Source organism: Caulobacter sp. HMWF025, from assembly GCF_003060965.1.
Classification (GTDB): Bacteria; Pseudomonadota; Alphaproteobacteria; order Caulobacterales; family Caulobacteraceae; genus Caulobacter.
Window position 1 is genome coordinate 1 of record NZ_QAII01000087.1, and the last position, 3,746, is coordinate 3,746.

1 protein-coding gene is annotated in these 3,746 nt (G+C 64.4%); it reads left to right on the forward strand.

What is annotated here, in order from left to right; translation table 11 throughout:
* Positions 1–470 precede the first annotated feature (470 nt).
* A partial coding sequence (locus tag DBR10_RS20400; protein ID WP_199225327.1) for a family 16 glycosylhydrolase occupies positions 471–3,746 on the forward strand: 3,276 nt, incomplete at its 3' end.

A 3,746-nucleotide genomic window follows, 5' to 3' on the forward strand; every position in this document is an offset into this window, starting at 1 on the left:
GTCCTTGACCCATTCGGATATCGCCCTGTTCTAAGCCTGGCCAGCGGGCCGGACCCCGACCGCCGGTCGCACCGCCTGGTGCGGCCGGCGGTTTGCGTTTGACCGCAGCTCTGGCCGTGGACACGAGGGACCGTGTCTCCGCTGCGACAGGCCCGACAGCGCCGTGAGCGGCGAGGCGCTTTTGCATCGAGCTTCGGCCGCCCAGGGCGGGCGGGACTGCGGCCTCGGGACGGGCAAGTATAAGCCTTATAGTTAAGCTTCAAAAACCACAATTCAATCCATATTCTATAGTAAAATTAAGTCGAATAACGGCGATATGCCTCTTTGATTGCGGTTAATTCCCCGATTACCAACAGTATATAACTAAGTCATAATGTCGCGGAGCGGATATATTAGTTGCCCATTATCCATTGAAAGCCAATCTGCCAACAACGGCCACCCACAGGCCCGGCAAACACATGGCTCAGACAATGGATTATTTCAATTATACTGGAAACATTGCGGCGCAGTCTGGTGTGTCCAAGCGCACCTATACTGGGACCTCGGCAGCCGACAATTTTCTCGGCACCGATCTGAACGAGGCCTTTATTGGAAATCTGGGTGCCGACACCTTGGCGGGCGGCGCGGGCGACGACCTCTATGTCGTTCAGAACAGCACGACACTCGTCATCGAGGGGGCCAATGCCGGCATCGACACCGTCAAGGTGACGATGGACTACGTGCTTCCCGAAAATGTCGAGAACCTGGTGATGTACGGCCAGGGTTCGCGCAGCGGCTACACCGGCCTCGGCAATGCCCTCAACAACCTGATGCTCGGGGACGCCAACAACCAGACCCTGAACGGTCTCGGGGGCAACGACGTTCTGGCCGGCAATGGCGGCTCGGACACCTTCGTCTTCGGCCGCGGCGGGGGCCATGACGTGATCACGGACTTCACCACCGGCCCGGGGACCGGCGCGGATGTCGTGCGGCTCCAGGACTTTGGCCTGACCCGCTTCGACCAGGTCAAGGCCGCGATGAGCCAGGTCGGCGCAGACGTCGTCCTGACCCTGGCGGCCGGCGATGACATCACCTTCCGCAACGTGTCGCTGGAGTCGTTCACGAGCGAGAACTTCAAGCTCTCGATCGACGTGAGCAAGTACACCCTGACCTTCCATGACGAGTTCAACGCCCTGAGCCTCCAGACCCTGGGCAAGGCCGGCACGGGGACCTGGGCTACCGAGTTCGGGTTCGCCGGCTGGGGTTCAAAGGTCAGCCACTACATCGGCGAGTCGACCGGCGAGGACCAGATCTATGTCGACCCGAGCTATGCCGGTACGGGATCCAGCCCGCTCGGCATCAACCCCTTCTCGATCAAGAACGGGGTTCTCACCATCACCGCGACCGCCAATACCGTCGAACAGAAGGCCGCGCTGTACGGTCTGGACTATTCGTCCGGCCTGCTGACGACCCGAACCTCCTTCCAGCAGACCTACGGCTATTTCGAGATGCGGGCCCAGATGCCGACCGGCACGGGCGCCTGGCCGGCCTTCTGGCTGTTCTCGCCGCTGGGGACCCAGGAACTCGACATCCTCGAAGTGGTCAGCGAGAAGCCCAACCTGATCACCATGTCGGTCCACGACAAGTCCTATCCCACCGGGGCGGTGGGCGGGTCATCCTACCTGACCGACGCCCAGACCGCCTTCCACACCTACGGCCTGCTCTGGACCGCTGAAACCCTCACCTATTTCATCGACGGCGTAGCGGTCTATTCGCTCCCGACGCCCGCCAACATGCACGGTCCGATGTACCTTCTGCTGAACCAGGCCGTGGGTGGCTGGGCGGCTACGCCCGATCCCGCCAACATGCCCAGCGGTTTCCAGGTCGACTATGTGCGGGCCTACAGCCTCGAGGCTCCGGCAGCCCCGGCCCAGCCGCCTGTGACCGCACCGACGGGCGGCACCGGTGGATCCCCGGCCACACCGCCTGCGCCGGAAACGACGATCAGCACGGCCCTGGCGGCCTACACCCTGAGCTCGACCGCAAACCACCTGAACTATTCGGGGACGGCGGCCTTCAGGGGCAATGGCAACGACCTGGCCAACCAGATCTCGGGCGGAGCCGGCAATGACCTGCTCGACGGCGGCCTGGGCGCCGACACCCTTTCAGGCGGAGCCGGCAACGACACCTACCTCGTCGACTCGGCCACCGACGTCGTGATCGAGGCCCTGAACGGGGGCTACGACCTCGTCAAGGCGACGGCAGCGACCTACGCCCTGTCGGACAACATCGAGAACCTGACCTTCACGGGAACCGGCACCTTTGCCGGCAAGGGCAACGATCTGGCCAATGTGATCACCGGGGGCACCGGCAATGACACCCTGGACGGCGGCGCGGGCGCAGACCGCCTGGTCGGTGGCCTGGGGGACGACACCTACTATGTGGACAGCCTCAGGGATGCCGTCGTGGAGAACGCGGGCGAGGGCTATGACACCCAGATCACGACCCTGGCCAGCGCCAAGGCCGCCGCCAATGTCGAGGCCCTGATCTTCAACGGCACCGGCAACTTCATCGGCTATGCCGGCGCGGCGGGAACCGCCATGACCGGTGGCGCAGGCAATGACACCCTGATGGGAGCCGCAGCCGCCGACACCCTGAACGGCGGCGCGGGAGCCGACATCCTATCCGGGGCCGCGGGCGACGACCTCTACGTCGTCGACAACGGCGGCGATCGGGTTACCGAGCTGGCCGCCGGAGGCTTTGACACCGTCAAGACCTATCTGGCGAGCTACACCCTGACCAGCGAGGTCGAGGCCCTGACCTTTGCCGGGGCCGGCACCTTTACCGGAACGGGCAATGCGTCGGGCAACCTGATGACCGGCGGCACGGGCAACGACACGCTGTCGGGCCTGGGCGGCGCGGACACATTGGACGGGGGCCTGGGTGCCGACCGCCTGATCGGTGGAGTGGGCGACGACCTCTATGTCCTCGACAGTATCGGCGATGTCGCCGTCGAAGGGGTCGGTGAAGGCGTCGATACGATCCGGACCGGGCTGGCGACCTTTATCCTCGGTGCCAATCTCGAGAACCTCGTCTACAGCGGCGCCCAGGGGTTCAGGGCCACAGGCAACGACCTGGGCAACCAGATCACCGGTGGCGCGGCCAATGACCTGATCGACGGTGGTCTGGGCGCGGACACGCTCATCGGCGGCCTGGGCAGCGACACCTATTTCGTCGATCAAACCGGCGATGTGATCATCGAGGGACTGAACGGCGGCTATGACCTGGTGAAGACGACCGCCAATGGCTACGCCCTGTCCGACAATCTCGAGACCCTGACCTTTACCGGCACGGGTGGCTTTACAGGGACAGGCAACGGCCTGGCCAATGTCATTACCGGCGGCGCGGGCCAGGATCTTCTGGACGGCGGGGCCGGGGCCGACAGGCTGGTGGGCGGCCTGGGCAACGACACCTATATCGTCGACAGCGCCAGCGACGCGATCGTCGAGCTGGCCGGTGAGGGCTATGACACCCAGATCACCCTGCTGGGCTCAGCGATCGCGGCGACCAATATCGAGGCCCTGACCTATGGCGGGACGGGTAACTTTACCGGCTATGCCAATGCAGCAGGAACGGCCCTTACCGGCGGCGGCGGCAACGATACCCTGGTCGGCGGGGTCGGGGCGGATGTTCTGAACGGCGGTGCCGGCAACGACGTGCTGACCGGCGGAGCGGGTGCCGACACCTTCCGGTTTGAGAACCTCGGG